This window comes from Pantoea sp. EKM21T, assembly GCF_011800405.1.
GTDB classification, from domain to species: Bacteria; Pseudomonadota; Gammaproteobacteria; order Enterobacterales; family Enterobacteriaceae; genus Pantoea; species Pantoea agglomerans.
The window spans coordinates 160,740-173,683 of the sequence record NZ_JAALFV010000009.1 but is presented as its reverse complement, the minus strand read 5'-3'; the positions used below and the strand labels follow the sequence as shown (position 1 = coordinate 173,683).

Below are 12,944 nucleotides of genomic sequence, written 5' to 3'. Positions count from 1 at the left end.
ACATGAGTAAGTGATTCGGGTGAGTGAACGCAGCCAACAAAAATGCAGCTTGAAAGGCGACGGGTATACTTACTGAGTGACATCCGCGAGGAGTGGTTATGACCTGTACAACACACACCGTTTTTAATCAGCCCCATCCTCTGAGCAACAGCAACCTGTTCCTGTCTGATACGCCGCTCGGCGAGGCACTGTCACGCGAAGGCGCCGGATGGGACCGGGAATGGCTGGCTTCGGTAGGCCGACAGCTGGGCAGCGCCGAGTCGCTGGAGCTGGGCCGGCTCGCCAACGCGGAGCCACCTGAGCTGCTGCGCTACGACGCCCGTGGCGTACGGATGGATGAAGTCCGTTTTCACCCCGCCTGGCACCTGCTGATGCAGGGTGTCTGCGCCAGCCGCCTGCATAATCTCAGCTGGCATCCCACAGTACGTGAACAGGCCAGCGTGGCGCGCGCTGCGCGCTTTATTCTGCACGCACAGGTTGAAGCGGGCACGCTTTGCCCGGTGACCATGACGCACGCGGCCATTCCACTGCTGCAGACTTATCTGCCCGCCGCGTTCGAAGGCTGGCTCGATCCGCTGCTCAGCGATCGTTACGATACCCATGCGCAGCCCGGCGACCAGAAGCGGGGTCTGCTGATCGGTATGGGCATGACGGAAAAACAGGGCGGCAGCGATCTGCTCACCAGCACCACCCGGGCCGAGCCGCTGGGGGCGCGCGGCCCGGGTGAAGCCTACCGGCTGACCGGCCACAAATGGTTCTTCTCGGTGCCGCAGAGCGATGCGCATCTGGTGCTGGCGCAGACGCCCGCCGGATTAAGCTGTTTCTTCCTGCCGCGCCTGTTGCCTGACGGGTCACGCAACGCCATCCAGCTTGAGCAGCTTAAAGATAAGCTGGGTAATCGCTCAAATGCCAGTTGTGAGGTGGAGTTTCGCGATGCGACCGGCTGGCTGCTGGGAGAAGAGGGCGAAGGCGTGCGGCTGATCCTTAAAATGGGCGGTATGACGCGCTTCGACTGCGCACTCGGCAGTCATGGTCAGATGCGGCGTGCATTCTCGGTGGCACTCTGGCATGCACATCAGCGCCAGGTGATGGGGAAAAACCTGGTGGATCAGCCGCTGATGCGTCAGGTTCTGGCACAGCAGGCGCTGCAGCTGGAGGGACAAACCGCGCTGCTGATGCGGCTGGCGCGCGCCTGGTCACAACCGGCAAAACCGCATGAGGTCACGTTTGCCCGCTTATTCACTCCGGCTGCAAAATATCAGATCTGCAAAGCGGGAGCCCCGTTCGTCGCGGAGTCGATGGAAGTGCTGGGTGGCATCGGCTACTGCGAAGCGAGCGAGCTGCCGCGCCTCTATCGTGACATACCGGTCAACAGCATCTGGGAAGGGTCGGGCAACGTGATGTGTCTTGACGTACTGCGCGTGCTCACCCGTCAGGCAGAGGTTTCGGAGATGCTGAGTCAGGAATTTGAAGCGGTGAAAGGGAGTAATCGTCATTTCGATGCGCGCTGGCGTCAGTTACGGCTGCGAATGAGCAAAGTCCCCGAAGAGCAGGCGCGCGAGGTGACCCGCACGCTGCTGCAGCTTGCGACCGGCGCTCAGCTACTGAAATATGGCGAACCGCCGCTGGCGGATGCATGGTGCCAGCAGTGGCTCGATCGGCGTGGCTCCCGCCCGCTTGAGACAGCAATCACAGACCGTTTACTGGCCCGCGCCTGTGGCAGGTGATGCGCCGTAAAGAATCGCGCTGGCATACCAGAGACCGGGCATTACCGTTTCACTCAGCGCCACGATCTGATAGTAAGCCGCACCGGCCTGGTTAGCCCGGGCGGCGACGGCCCGCCCGGCATCATCCGGTGAGCCGCGCACGTTAACGGTAATATTGCCCAGCTTTGGCAAACCGCCACTCTGCGCCCGTGAAATCTCCTGCGCCTGTTGCGTCGGCGCGGGCGGTGCTTTTGGCGTGGTCTCAAGCGCGGAACAGCCTGCCAGCAGCAGGCTTATCATCAGTAAATAAGCGAAACGCATAGCAAAACCCTCTTTCAGGACGAAGCATTAAGTGTATGCCATCGCCCTGAATGACGTCAGGATTTAAGGCTGAATACGCTGACCAACTGGGTCAGGTGATGCCCTTTATCACTCAGGTTCTGCGCGCTGTTTTCCGCCTGTGTCACCAGTTCGCTGTTCTGGTGAGTCGCCTGGCTGATCTGGTTCATCGCCAGATTAACCTGGCCGATGCCTGCCGCCTGCTGCTGCGCCGCCACGTTGATCTCGCCCATCAGCGCCTGCACCTGCTCGATGTGGGTCACAATGTCGCTCATCGCATCGCGCGTCTGCTCAGATAACTGATGGCCTTCCGCCACGTTGCTGATGGAGGTCGCAATCAGTCCATCAATCTCTTTAGCGGCCTGCGCAGAACGCTGTGCCAGCGCACGCACTTCTGCGGCCACCACGGCAAAGCCACGGCCCTGTTCCCCGGCACGTGCCGCTTCAACGGCGGCGTTCAGCGCCAGGATATTGGTCTGGAAGGCGATCGACTCAATCACGTGGGTGATATCCGCAATGCTTTGTGATGAAACCTTAATCGCCGACATGGTGTTGACCGAGCGCACCACCGTCTGGCTGCCGTGACTGACGATATCGCTGGCTTCGGCCACCAGTGACATCGCCTGACGCAGGCTGTCTGCGGTGTGTTCAACCGTCGCGCCAAACTGCTCCATGCTGGCAGAGGTCTGCTCCACGCTGCTGGCCTGACGCCCGATCTGCTCGCTGATGTTATGACTGCTGGCCGCGATGGTGTCCGTGCCGTCGCTGATCTCCTGCGCCGCGCCGCGTACCTGGCTGACGATTTTCTCCAGACCATCGCCAATGCCGTTGATCGCAACGATCAACTGGCCCACTTCATCGCGACGCTGGGTATCCATATGGACCTGCAGATTCCCGGCGGCATATTGCTCCGCCAGATGGATCACCTGCTGCAGCGGACGGGTAATCGCCCGACGGCTGTACCAGACAAAGCCCAGCGCAAAGACCACCACCAGAATCAGTCCGGTTATCAGGAACAGGTTACGGCTATGCGTAATCGGGGCGAGCAGGCTTTCACGGTTAACTTCGCCGGCGATCACCCAGTTCCAGCCCGGCAGCTGCTGCCAGGCCAGAATCTGGTGCTCGCCGTTGATCTCTGCCTGCAGCATGCCCTGCGGCTGAGTCAGCAGCGGCTGGAGTGTCGCGTCATCCCAGGCGGGTCGTTTTCCTTCGTCGTGCTGATCGAACAGATACTCTCCCTGCGTCTTACCGGGGGTGCCGTTGAGCACAAAGAAATGACCACTATCACCCAGCTTGCGTGCCAGGATTTTTTCACGCATCAGCGCATACTGCTTATCAATGCCAACGCCGACAAACAGGATGGCGACAACCTTGCCACTCTCATCTTTTACCGGCTGATATTGTGTGATGTAGCGATGGCCGAACAGCGTCGCCAGCCCCTGATAGACGTCGCCCTGACGGACGCTTTTCCAGGCGGCGCCGTTGCGGTCAAGCTGCGTACCGATCGCGCGACTGCCATCCTGCTTTTTCAGCGAGGTGGAAATACGGATAAAATCATCGCCGTCGCGCACAAAAATGGTCGCCACGGCGGCGGTGCGTTCGGTGAAATCGTCTACCGCGGTCTGGTCGAGGTTCAGCGTTTTTAACCCGGCGCGCAGCACCGGCGTCGAGAAGGCACCGACCTGCACCCGTGAGCCTTCATCCAGGCTAAAACGCTTAGGCAGGAAACTGGTAAACAGACTGGTGTAGTGAGCCACCTCTTCGGTGAGGGTGGCGTTGAACATGGTGGCCATTTCACTGATGCCCTGCACCTGGTTTTGCATGTCATCGATGGCGAGATTTTCCAGCTGCCGTGAAGCGGTGTGGCTCTGGGTTAGCGTCAGAACCAGCAACAATAACGCTACGCTGAGAGACGTCAGTACAGACAGCTTAACTCCAAGACTCAGGTCGCTGAGAGAGAGACGCTTCATAAATTACCTTTGATCAAGTTAGGGGGACACAACATCAACGGCAAAGCGCGGGAAAAGTTTAGGCCGAAATCTGGCGACTAAACGCAGCAGGGGATTTCGTAAATTAACCCGCAGACGTACACTCAATCGGCACGCCTTGCCCCTTCTCAGGAGAGACCATGATTGAACTCACCACAGAAACGCTGGCCGGTATCGAATGCCTGCACGCCACGCCTGCCGGACAACGGCATCAGCCACTGCCTACCGTGCTGTTTTATCACGGCTTTACCTCTTCAAAAGAGGTCTACGCCTACTTCGCTGTCGCGCTGGCTCAGGCGGGGTTCCGGGCGGTGATGCCGGATGCGGATCTGCACGGCGCGCGCTATCACGGCGATGCCGATGCACGCCTTGGTCGCTTCTGGGAGATTCTGAAACAGAACATTGATGAGCTGCCGCAGCTGGAATCGGCGCTGCGCGCTGACGATCTGATCGCCAGCGAGCGTTTTGCGGTGGCGGGCGCGTCGATGGGCGGCATGACGGCGCTGGGCGCGATGGCACGTTATCCGCAGATTCAGAGCGTCGCCTGCCTGATGGGATCGGGCTATTTTATGCAGCTCAGTCAGTCGCTGTTTCCGCCGCTGGTGGCCGACACGCCTGAGCAGCAAGCGCAGTTTGCTGCCCGCATGGCACCGCTGGCCGACTACGATCCCTGCAACCGGCTGGAGGCCCTGGCAAACCGTCCGCTGCTGTTGTGGCATGGTGAGGCGGATGAGGTGGTGCCCTGGGCGGAGAGCGTCCGGCTGGAGAGGGCGCTGCGTGACAACGGGCTGGCGAAGCATCTGACTTCGCTGTCGGAAAAACAGATTGGACATAAGATCACGCCATCAGCATTGACGGCGCTGGTCAGCTTTTTTAAACAGCAGCTATAAAAATGAGCGGGCGGAGAGTGGATCTGCCGCCCGTAAATTTACCAGCACTTACCAGTGCGCAGACGATTTTTCTGCTGCTCTGGCAGGCGCGTTGACCGGGTTCTTTTGTGGCGCATCCAGCCGATTAACATAGATATAACCCGATGCAGCTTCGCTGCTGTGACTTCTTATCTGCTGCGCACAGTCAGCATTGCTGGCAAGAGCGGGTGGAGACAGGAAGAGACCCAGTAAAGTGGCGATGACGAACGTTTTCATGCCCGACTCCTCACTTCAGGGAACACACTCTGTTAGACGCCGATAAGCCAAACCGTAACGTCTGCATTAAGTTTAGCGACTGTGCACATTATCGCCAGATCGTCCGCCTGAAGCTCTTTATCAGCTTTTTTGAACCTTTCCCGCTTAACGCGCTGTATTCACATGATTAGCACGAAAAGCTACCGTATATGGCACGCCGGATGGCATTTGTTGAAATGTGCGCTTGAGTTTAGCCGTCGCCGCCAGTATGATTACGCGTCAATTTTTCAGCCGCATTCTCAGGCTGTGTCCCACAAACGCTCGTCACAACGAACCTTTGTGGGACACAGCCTATAACGTTCCTTGCTTCCATGGGCCGCGGTTGACCCCGACAGGAGGCTGAATAATCCGTAAGGAGCAATTTCGATGCGTCATTACGAAATCGTATTTATGGTTCATCCTGACCAGAGCGAACAGGTTCCTGGCATGATCGAGCGTTACACTGGTGCTATCACTGGTGCAGAAGGCACGATTCACCGTCTGGAAGACTGGGGCCGCCGTCAGCTGGCTTACCCGATCAATAAACTGCACAAAGCGCATTACGTTCTGATGAACGTTGAAGCGCCGCAGGAAGCGATCGATGAGCTGGAAACGAACTTCCGCTTCAACGACGCCGTTATCCGTAGCATGGTTATGCGCGTTAAAAACGCGGTAACTGAAGCATCGCCGATGGTTAAAGCGAAAGATGAGCGTCGTGATCGTCGCGAAGATTTTGCTAACGAATCCGCTGATGAGTCAGATGCTGGGGATTCTGAAGAGTAATCCATCGTGACGGTTAATCGACTTCGCCTGTCTGGCACTGTGTGCAAGACGCCGGTTCGAAGAGTTAGCCCGTCAGGAATTCCTCACTGTCAGTTCGTGCTTGAGCACCGCTCAGTGCAGGAGGAGGCCGGGTTTCACCGGCAAGCCTGGTGTCGTATGCCGGTTATTATCAGCGGCAGCGCCCATCAGGTGATTACTCAACATATAACGGTCGGCACGCAACTCACACTCGACGGTTTCATTAGTTGCCATCAGGCACGAAATGGCCAGAGCAAAGTGGTGTTCCATGCCGAGCAGATTGAATTGATAGATTCTGGAGACTAGCCTAATGGCACGTTATTTCCGTCGTCGCAAGTTCTGCCGTTTCACCGCGGAAGGCGTTGTTGAGATCGATTACAAAGACATCGCAACGTTGAAAAACTACATTACCGAAAGCGGTAAAATTGTCCCGAGCCGTATCACCGGTACTCGTGCAAAATACCAGCGTCAGTTGGCTCGCTGCATCAAGCGTGCGCGTTACCTGTCTCTGCTGCCGTACACTGATCGTCATCAGTAATCGGCAACTGTCCATTAACGACTTTAAGAGGATAAGGTAATGCAAGTTATTCTGCTTGATAAAGTAGCAAACCTTGGCACCCTGGGTGATCAGGTTAACGTTAAAGCGGGCTACGCTCGTAACTTCCTGGTACCACAGGGCAAAGCTGTTCCTGCTACTAAGAAAAACGTTGAGTTCTTCGAAGCACGCCGTGCTGAACTGGAAGCCAAACTGGCTGACGTTCAGTCTGCAGCAACTGCACGCGCTGAGAAAATCAATGAACTGGGCACTGTAACCATCACGTCTAAAGCGGGCGATGAAGGTAAACTGTTCGGTTCAATCGGTGCCCGCGACATCGCTGATGCAGTGACTGCAGCTGGCGTTGAAGTGGCTAAGAGCGAAGTTCGTCTGCCGAACGGCGTTCTGCGCACTACCGGTGAGCATGAAGTAAGCTTCCAGGTTCACAGCGAAGTATTCGCGAAACTGAACGTGAAAGTAGTTGCTGGTTAATCTTTATTAACTGAGCACGACACAAACGCCGGCCCTGTGCCGGCGTTTTTGTTTTTGTGCCTTTCAATCGCCGCTGTTCGCGTTACTGCGCGCGAATAAAGCTGCCGTCTGGCTGACGTGTAAACAGCACCGGACCGTTTGCGCCCTCCACCGTCAGACCTGTTACCGCCCCCTGCGCATCCTGACGGATTTTCACCTGCTGACCACTTTTCAGTGAGCTGAGTGGCTGATCGCTGCCTTCCACCCGCGCCATCGCAAACACATCATTGACCGGCAGACTATTATCACGAAACAGCTGCGCCAGCGTCTGACCGGAAGCGATGGTCAGATTGCGCCACTCGCCCTGAGAATCGGCTTTTGGCGTCTGCTGAGACGGTGAGGATGACGGCTGGCGGCTACTGTTGTTCTCATAAATATCCGCCTGCATCGGCACCTCTTTCTCCGTCTGGGGTGCGACCGGCTGCTCGACCGGATAGCGCAGCGTGCTGGCGGGCCAGAGAAACGCCACCAGCATCACCAGCAGTGCGGCCACAATGCCACGGCGGTGCGGCGCAGGCAGCGGGTCCATCCAGCGAATGTGGTCGGTAAAATGCCAGATACGCTGAAGCCATGTCGGCAGGCGGGATGACGTGTCTGAAGCCATTCGGGGTTCCTCCTCTCCGGCAGGCTGCTTTAGCCTGCGTGCGGCCAGCCAGGTCTGCAGCCGGGATACAAGATGTTTTGCACGCATCCTGCGGCGTCGTGGGGCTATCTGGCCCATGTTTGCTCTCTTATTCGTGTGCTACAGAGGGGGTGATCCCCCCCGATAGTTATAGTATGGGCAATACCGGCGCGAAGTGCCTGCCAGCATTGATAAAATTGACGGCTCTATTGTTTCTCTTTCCCCGGCAAAAGTCATCTGCGATGCAGGGCATTTTACGCCAGCGGCCTGCGCTGCTATGCTGCCCGTTCGAATTTATCCGAGAGTGAAAGGAACGAAGATGACTACCCCTTCTTTCGACAGCGTCGAAGCACAAGCAAGTTACGGTATTGGTTTACAGGTTGGCCAGCAGTTGCTGGAATCTGGTCTGCAGGGTCTGCAACCAGAAGCACTGCTCGCGGGTCTGCGCGACGCGCTGGAAGGGAACTCGCCGGCCGTACCGGTTGATGTGGTTCATCGCGCACTGCGTGAAGTGCATGAACGCGCTGAAGGCGTGCGTCGTGAGCGCACCGAAGCCATGGCCGCAGAAGGTCAGGCGTTCCTGCAGGAACATGCGCAGCGTGAAGGCGTGAGCAGCACCGAATCAGGCCTGCAGTTCAGCGTGATTACGCAGGGCGAAGGTCCAATCCCATCACGTCAGGATCGCGTACGCGTTCACTACACCGGTAAACTGATCGACGGCAGCGTATTCGACAGCTCTGTTGCCCGTGGCGAACCGGCGGAATTCCCGGTAAGCGGCGTAATTCCAGGCTGGATTGAAGCGCTGACCCTGATGCCGGTTGGCTCAAAATGGGAACTGGTGATCCCACAGAACCTCGCGTATGGCGAGCGCGGTGCGGGTGCCTCTATCCCACCATTCAGCACCCTGATCTTCGAAGTCGAACTGCTGGAAATTCTGTAATTCCGGACGCTGCAACCACCCCGGTTGCAGCGTTTTCTTCCGCCTTATTTCTGCTGTAAATTCACCTGCCACAGAGCAAAGCCGATCGCATCTGTCCCTTTGGGCTGAAGCGGATATTGCGCATGCTGCTTAATAAATCCGGTCGCTTTATCACCCGGTGCCGTTTCAAACTGAATGTCGAGCGGGGTGGATGAGGTAATCGGTGCCAGCCGCCAGTTATTGTCCGCCTTCGGCTGAACTTCACCGTGCGCTTTGGTTTCCGCGCTGATGTAGGCGGCAACCACGGAACGGTTCTCATCCGGCGAGGCAAAGGCAATGTATTTATCTCCGGTGCCGGCAAACTTGCCGCCGTAAGCGCGATAGTTATTGGTCGCCACCAGGAAGGTCGCCTGTGGATCGACGGGTTTACCCTGCCAGCTAAGCTGACGGATACGTGAGGCCTCAGGATGGATCAACTGACACTCTGCGTCGTAGCGCGCGGGCTGGGTCACATCAATCTGATAATTAACCCCGTCAATCACATCAAAGTTATAGGTGCGGAAATCCCAGTTGATCAGCGACTGCGTTTTCGTGCTGTGGGGATCGATCTGATTAAACTGGCCCGCTGAGCACTCCAGCCACTCTTTTACCTGCGCACCGGTGACTTTCATGACCACCAGGGTATTGGGATAAAGATAGAGATCGGCCGCGTTACGGAAGGTCAGCGCGCCTTTCTCCACTTCGACATAGCTGGCCGGATCGTTTTTACGTCCGCCCGCTTTAAACGGCGCAGCAGCAGAGAGCACCGGCAGACGGCCCAGATCCGGATCGCCCTGAATGAAATGCTCCACGTAGGCGCGCTGGGCATTATTGACGATCTGTACCGTCGGATCGTCCTGTACCAGCGACAGGTAGCTGTACATCACATCGGCGGACTTGCCGATGGGCTTCGCCACAAACTCCCGCGTGGCGCGGTGATCGTCAGCCAGTACCTTCACCAGCGCCGGATCCTCTGCCGCCAGCGATTTCTTCGCTGCGGTATCGTAGATTGGCCGCGCCTGTGCTTTGCCGCTGCTCACCTGCCAGCGTCCGCCCTCATTGTTCAGCACCAGGTCAACCACGCCAAGGTGATCGCCCCACATGCCTGGCATCACCGCCGGAATACCGTTCAGGGTGCCGTTGGCGATATCTGCACCCTTGATGTCAGCAAACTCCTTGCCGGGGAAGACCGCATGCGCATGACCAAACAGGATGGCGTTAATGCCTTCCACCTGGCTGAGATAGTAAACCGAGTTCTCCGCCATCGTGTAATACGGCTCGCTGCTCAGGCCGGAGTGGGGAATAGCGATAATCAGATCGGCGCCCTGCGCGCGCATCTCAGGCACGTAGCGGCGAGCCGTTTCGGTGATGTCATCGACGCGTACCTTGCCCTGCAGGTTGGCTTTATCCCATACCATGATCTGCGGCGGCACAAAGCCGATATAACCTATCTTCAGGGTCTGCGTTTTGCCCTCGCGATCAACCACCGTGGTGGATTTGATGAGGTATGGGGTAAACAGCGGTTTGCCGCTCTTCACATCAATCACGTTGGCGTTCACATAGGGAAAGCGTGCGCCCGCCAGCGCTTTTTTCAGGTAGGGCAGGCCATAATTGAATTCATGATTGCCGAGGTTACCGACGCTGTAATCCAGCGTGTTGAGCGCCTTGTAGACCGGATGGATCTCGCCCTCACGTAATCCTTTGGCCGCCATGTAGTCACCCAGCGGGCTGCCCTGAATGATGTCGCCGTTATCGACCAGCAGGCTGTTTTTCACTTCCTGGCGTGCGGCGTGGATCAGCGTAGCGGTTCGCACCAGGCCAAACTTCTCGGTTGGCGTGTCTTTGTAATAGTCGAAATCCATCATATTGCTGTGCAGATCGGTGGTTTCCAGTATCCGCAAATCCACCGTCGCCGCCTGGGTGGCGACGGAAACGCTCAGTGCCAGTAACATCATTCCGGGCTTAAACATGCTTGCTCCTGCTGCAAAATAAATAAGGATCTCAAAATAATGTAAAAGCATGACAGATAGTCATTTTAAATCGTGATGGGTATAACGTTTTGGCGCATCGGTCAGCGACGGATTCTTAAACGATGGAGGCGTAGCGGCACAGGCGTGGCGATAAATGGGTAACTATGATATTGATATATCTATAAATTGAATCGCCAAAGTGCCTGTAAATGGGTACTTCAGGCGGAACTGCTAAAATGTCACTATCTGACGATGAGCTGATCCTGCAGCAGACAGACACAATGAGGTGAAAAATGTTAGAGCAAATCTGCCAACTGGCACGCGAAGCAGGCGACGCGATTATGCAGGTCTATAACGGTGCCGCGCCGCTTGACGTTTCTCACAAATCGGATGATTCGCCGGTGACCGCCGCGGATATCGCTGCACACGAGGTGATCCTCGCGGGCCTCAAAAAGTTAACGCCTGATCTCCCCGTGCTGTCAGAAGAAGATCCGCCAGCCTGGGAGGTGCGTCAGCACTGGCAGCGCTACTGGCTGGTCGATCCGCTGGATGGCACCAAAGAGTTCATCAAGCGTAACGGCGAATTTACCGTTAATATTGCGCTAATCGAAGCAGGCAAGCCGGTAATGGGCGTAGTCTATGCGCCGGTGCTGGGCGTGATGTATTCCGCTGCAGACGGCAAAGCGTGGAAAGAGGAGGGCGGTCAGCGTGAACAGATTCATGTCCGTGATGCGCGTCCTCCGCTGGTGGTGGTGAGCCGTTCACATGGCGACGACGATGAGATGAAAGAGTACCTGAAGCAGTTAGGTGATCATCAGACCGTCGCGACCGGATCCTCACTGAAGTTCTGCCTGGTGGCAGAAGGAAAAGCGCAGCTCTATCCCCGTTTCGGACCCACCAACATCTGGGATACCGGCGCGGGTCATGCCGTGGCGATGGCGGCGGGCGCGCATGTGCACGACTGGCAGGGTAAAACTCTGGACTACGCGCCGCGCGAATCCTTCCTTAATCCTGGCTTCCGCGTATCACTGTTTTAACGCTGTCTGAGCGCTCAGCCTGCTGAAGGCTGAAACCCCGGCGGGCGATGCTCTCCCCACCGGGGCTTCAGCGATTAATCTTTCAGCAGGGAGGTGACCAGCGTAATCACTTTTGTCACTTCATCCTGCGTCAGCGATCCATCCTTCACAAATTTCACCTTACCCTGCTTATCCAGCACCACAATGGCGGAACCGCCCGGCTGTAACTGCCAGGCATGCTGCACATTGCCCTTGCTGTCGACAACAAACTGCGACCACGGATATTGCTGCTTGTTAGTCTCGACGCTGCTGCGCACAAACATGCCCGTACCGGGAATGGCATCATCTGTATTCACGATGGTGGTGGTCTGATAGCGATCATGCGGCAGCTTCGCGGCCTTAATCGCCTCGATCAATGCGGCATTCATCTCTTTAGCGGATGAGCGACCCGCGATGTGCTGAACCACGCGAACTTTCCCGCCGAGCTGCGCGCTATTCCAGTTTTTGTAGCTAAACTTATCCTGCTGCAATAACAGCTCGCCTTTGTCGTTCACGCCAACGGCCGGTACCCGCATATCCTGCCTGAGGTCATGAGCCATCACGCTTGCCGGTATCAGTAAAGACAACGCTACAGCTGCCAGAATTATTCGCATTGCTATTTCCTTGAGTGATCAGACCAGTTAGTCATTTTACTGCAATAGTAAGCAGGGATGATGCGCCTGTCCTGGAAAGGTGTCAGGTTTGTTATGGCCGCCACAATTCCTTAACCAACGAAGGTTTATACTGTGTTGTGTGAGCCTGATAACAGAGTGTTCTGTAATGATGTGTCAATTCAGTAAAAAAAATCACTTTTAGGAACATTAGTAGGTTTGAGTGTTCTATAGTTATCGCGAATTCGCGCTTCATGGGCTGGAACCAAATTTGGAAACGGCGAAGCGTGCTTAAAAATGTACAGGAGTTAGTCAGTATGAAGATCTTCCAGCGCTATAATCCGCTACAAATAGCGAAATATGTAAAAACGCTGTTCAAAGGAAGGTTGTATATCAAGGACGTCGGCGCGTTCGAGTTCGACAAAGGGAAAGTATTAATCCCGCGCGTCAAAGACAAACAGCACCTGAGCGTGATGTCAGAAATTAACCGCCAGGTCGTTCGTCTCAAACTTGAGTTCAACTAATCATAAGGGCGCCGATGGCGCCCTTAGTGTCTGGCCAGTCAGGCCATTTTATTTGTCACTCTGAACCTGAGCAGTGCCAACAATTCTCACAGACTACGTCACATTCCGGTTGTTCCGCGCTGTCCATGTCCAGACTGCTGG

The 12,944-nt window shown here is 56.3% G+C and carries 15 protein-coding genes; 9 read left to right on the top strand and 6 right to left on the bottom strand.

The features are described from left to right. The first annotated feature begins 98 nt into the window (after positions 1–98). The gene (locus HFD87_RS18570) at positions 99–1,727 is read left to right on the top strand and encodes an isovaleryl-CoA dehydrogenase (RefSeq protein WP_167423769.1); all 1,629 of its coding nucleotides are present in this window, start codon (positions 99–101) and stop codon (positions 1,725–1,727) included. Here HFD87_RS18570 and bsmA read toward each other — a convergent pair. Together bsmA and HFD87_RS18560 are read right to left on the bottom strand one after the other, a co-directional pair. Next, positions 1,701–2,027, bottom strand: a complete 327-nt coding sequence (gene bsmA, locus HFD87_RS18565; RefSeq protein WP_033769803.1) for a biofilm peroxide resistance protein BsmA — start codon at positions 2,025–2,027, stop codon at positions 1,701–1,703. The genes HFD87_RS18570 and bsmA overlap by 27 nt on opposite strands. Before the next feature lie 56 nt (positions 2,028–2,083). After that, positions 2,084–4,015 carry a methyl-accepting chemotaxis protein gene (locus tag HFD87_RS18560; RefSeq protein ID WP_167423768.1) on the bottom strand — a complete coding sequence of 644 codons (1,932 nt, stop codon included), beginning with the start codon at positions 4,013–4,015 and terminating at the stop codon, positions 2,084–2,086. Positions 4,016–4,173: 158 nt separating this feature from the next. Here HFD87_RS18560 and yjfP point away from each other — a divergent pair, with 158 nt between their 5' ends. After that, positions 4,174–4,923, top strand: coding sequence for an esterase (gene yjfP, locus HFD87_RS18555; protein ID WP_010256146.1), 750 nt, complete (start codon positions 4,174–4,176; stop codon positions 4,921–4,923). 48 nt (positions 4,924–4,971) lie between these two features. On the opposite strand, the gene HFD87_RS18550 is transcribed toward yjfP, so the two are convergent. Then, complete coding sequence (locus HFD87_RS18550) at positions 4,972–5,178, bottom strand: hypothetical protein (RefSeq protein ID WP_010256150.1); 207 nt, start codon at positions 5,176–5,178, stop codon at positions 4,972–4,974. 405 nt (positions 5,179–5,583) lie between these two features. Here HFD87_RS18550 and rpsF point away from each other — a divergent pair, with 405 nt between their 5' ends. From rpsF to rplI, 4 genes are read left to right on the top strand one after another with little or no spacing between them, the layout of a single operon-like run. Further along, the gene (gene rpsF, locus HFD87_RS18545; protein WP_003855334.1) at positions 5,584–5,979 is read left to right on the top strand and encodes a 30S ribosomal protein S6; all 396 of its coding nucleotides are present in this window, start codon (positions 5,584–5,586) and stop codon (positions 5,977–5,979) included. A 6-nt stretch (positions 5,980–5,985) separates the two neighbouring features. Then, entirely contained in the window at positions 5,986–6,303 is a 318-nt protein-coding gene (gene priB / locus HFD87_RS18540; protein WP_010256154.1) for a primosomal replication protein N, read from the top strand. A 4-nt stretch (positions 6,304–6,307) separates the two neighbouring features. Next, entirely contained in the window at positions 6,308–6,535 is a 228-nt protein-coding gene (rpsR, locus tag HFD87_RS18535) for a 30S ribosomal protein S18 (RefSeq protein ID WP_002210155.1), read from the top strand. A 39-nt stretch (positions 6,536–6,574) separates the two neighbouring features. Beyond that, complete coding sequence (rplI, locus tag HFD87_RS18530; RefSeq protein ID WP_010256429.1) at positions 6,575–7,024, top strand: 50S ribosomal protein L9; 450 nt, start codon at positions 6,575–6,577, stop codon at positions 7,022–7,024. A gap of 82 nt (positions 7,025–7,106) precedes the next feature. On the opposite strand, the gene HFD87_RS18525 is transcribed toward rplI, so the two are convergent. Further along, on the bottom strand, positions 7,107–7,784 hold the full coding sequence (locus HFD87_RS18525; RefSeq protein ID WP_149917073.1) for a LysM-like peptidoglycan-binding domain-containing protein: 678 nt from the start codon (positions 7,782–7,784) through the stop codon (positions 7,107–7,109). Positions 7,785–8,004: 220 nt separating this feature from the next. Here HFD87_RS18525 and fklB point away from each other — a divergent pair, with 220 nt between their 5' ends. Next, positions 8,005–8,625, top strand: a complete 621-nt coding sequence (fklB, locus tag HFD87_RS18520; RefSeq protein ID WP_010256433.1) for an FKBP-type peptidyl-prolyl cis-trans isomerase — start codon at positions 8,005–8,007, stop codon at positions 8,623–8,625. 44 nt (positions 8,626–8,669) lie between these two features. Here fklB and HFD87_RS18515 read toward each other — a convergent pair whose 3' ends face one another. Then, on the bottom strand, positions 8,670–10,613 hold the full coding sequence (locus HFD87_RS18515) for a bifunctional 2',3'-cyclic-nucleotide 2'-phosphodiesterase/3'-nucleotidase (protein WP_167423767.1): 1,944 nt from the start codon (positions 10,611–10,613) through the stop codon (positions 8,670–8,672). 293 nt (positions 10,614–10,906) lie between these two features. Between HFD87_RS18515 and cysQ the strand changes: the two genes are divergently transcribed. Next, positions 10,907–11,650: a 3'(2'),5'-bisphosphate nucleotidase CysQ gene (gene cysQ / locus HFD87_RS18510; RefSeq protein ID WP_122889561.1), complete on the top strand. Its 744-nt coding sequence runs from the start codon at positions 10,907–10,909 to the stop codon at positions 11,648–11,650. A gap of 74 nt (positions 11,651–11,724) precedes the next feature. On the opposite strand, the gene HFD87_RS18505 is transcribed toward cysQ, so the two are convergent. Next, a complete protein-coding gene (locus tag HFD87_RS18505; RefSeq protein WP_022623931.1) occupies positions 11,725–12,282 on the bottom strand; it encodes a YtfJ family protein in 558 nt (185 codons plus the stop codon). 314 nt (positions 12,283–12,596) lie between these two features. On the opposite strand from HFD87_RS18505, the gene HFD87_RS18500 reads away from it, so the two are divergent. Then, complete coding sequence (locus HFD87_RS18500; protein WP_003855513.1) at positions 12,597–12,803, top strand: DUF1107 domain-containing protein; 207 nt, start codon at positions 12,597–12,599, stop codon at positions 12,801–12,803. The last annotated feature ends 141 nt before the right edge of the window (positions 12,804–12,944 follow it).